This is a genomic window from Rhizobium sp. NFR03 (genome assembly GCF_900111275.1).
In the GTDB taxonomy this organism is placed as follows: domain Bacteria; phylum Pseudomonadota; class Alphaproteobacteria; order Rhizobiales; family Rhizobiaceae; genus Ferranicluibacter.
The window spans coordinates 1-1,729 of sequence record NZ_FOGR01000032.1 but is presented as its reverse complement, the minus strand read 5'-3'; the positions used below and the strand labels follow the sequence as shown (position 1 = coordinate 1,729).

Sequence of the window (1,729 nt, the reverse complement as noted above, 5' to 3'; positions counted from 1 at the left end):
TGTCAAAGCTGATTAGGGGTGCGACGTCGGTAGCCATTTAGAAACGCGACACTGGCTCTGGTGGTCAGCCCCCGATCCGACCGGCTGGTCCGGGTTGCAAGGGAGGAGCGGGGGCGGATTGTTGGCGCCTGTTCGGCTTCAGCTTTGAGGCTGGCCCAGTCATTCTGCCGCCTCCATCCGCGCTAAGGCCTTCTGCCTTTTGGCGATGACGTCCGGATCGTTCATGAAATCCGTCCTTCGCCCCGGCTTGCGGCCACGCTTCTGGTAGCCGTTGGCTGTGCTGCCGTCTCGAATGCCAAACATATGATCCTTCTGTCCGGTGCGTCGGGGGCCACTCTTGCTGCGTTGCTGTTCTCTGCCAGCCTGCAACTCGGCGACAACAGACAGCATATCGTCCAGCCGCTTGTTGTCGACGACCTCCGAACGATGCACCGAGCGTAACGTATCGAAGGTCCTGTAGGGCAGGGCAAAGCTCTCGTGCATGATCTCGAGCCGACCGTCCGGATAATCGCAGACAATCACCTTCTGCCCTGCCAATGGCTTGGCAATCTCGGTCGGATCGAGAATGAACAGCACCTTGTCGTAGCGCAGCGTCAGGGATTGCGACAGGGTGCGGACTTCCTTGCGGCACATGGCGCCATCGAGGTTCTCATGCGTGGCCAAAGGTCGGTGCATGTCCTTCGGATTGCGTGGTTGCTTGCCGAAACGCGTGTTGAAATCCGCAATGAACTCAGGCGCATAGGCATTGGCAGCTTCAATTGTATCGATGCCGCGAAGCCGCATCTCCTTGACCAGCCGATCCTGTAATGTCTGATTGGCACGTTCCACACGGCCCTTGGCCTGCGGGGTGTTGGCACAGATGATGTCGATGTTCAGCTCATAAAGCGCACGGCCGAACTGCGTCAGTCCGCTGGTACGGTCCTTCTTCGATGCATGCAGCGAGCGGAAAACGCCGTGCTTGTCGCTGTAGAAAGCCAGCGGCTTGCCCCATTGCTGCAGATAGGCCTTTGTTGCATGCAGATAGTCGAAGGTGTTCTCCGATCCGGCAAAGCGGAGATGGAGCAGCTTGCCGGTAGCATCGTCGATATAGACGAGCAGGGCGCATTTGGGGCCTCTGTTCTCGAACCACCAGTGATGCGAACCATCGATCTGCACCAGTTCGCCAAAACAGTCGCGTCGGCCGCGTGGCTGGAAAACTCGCTTCTTGCGTTCCCGGCGCGAGACCCAGATCCCAGCCTCGGTCATCCATTGCCGCAGCGTCTCCTTGGCGACCGAGATCCGGTGCAACTCGATCAACTTCTCGCGCGCCAGTGTGGGACCGAAATCCATATAGCGCTCGCGGATCAGATCCAGCGCCGCATTGCGGAACTCCTCGCTATGTCGCCGATTACTCGGCCGAGATCGCTTCTTTGAAACAAGACCAGCTGCACCATAAAGGTCATAGGCCTGCAAAAGCCGATGGACCTGACTTCGACTGAGATCAAGCTGCTCGGCAGCCTGGACGACGCTCAGGCGGTCGTCACGGATCTTCTGAATGACTTCGAGGCGATGCAATTCTTTCTGCGACATGGTGATCAAACAGGACATGACGACTCCAACCGCTCATGGTCTCGACCAAGCTCGAAGTCGTCATCCTTGCTCCCGACGTTGGCTTTGACCAGTGCATCAAGAGGCGAGGCTGTCGCATCTCTAACTGGCCCGACTGTCGCATTACTAAATAGCCGCTACA

The 1,729-nt window shown here is 58.1% G+C and carries 1 protein-coding gene; it reads right to left on the bottom strand.

The genetic code is table 11. The features are described 5' to 3' along the window. Window positions 1-159 precede the first annotated feature (159 nt). Window positions 160-1,587, bottom strand: coding sequence for an ISNCY family transposase (locus BSG19_RS25600; RefSeq protein WP_092990804.1), 1,428 nt, complete (start codon window positions 1,585-1,587; stop codon window positions 160-162). Window positions 1,588-1,729 lie beyond the last annotated feature (142 nt).

Excerpts from the sequence above, each read along its gene's own strand:
- BSG19_RS25600 (WP_092990804.1), bottom strand. The coding sequence starts at position 1,587 with ATGTCCTGTTTGATCACCATGTCGCAGAAAGAATTGCATCGCCTCGAA.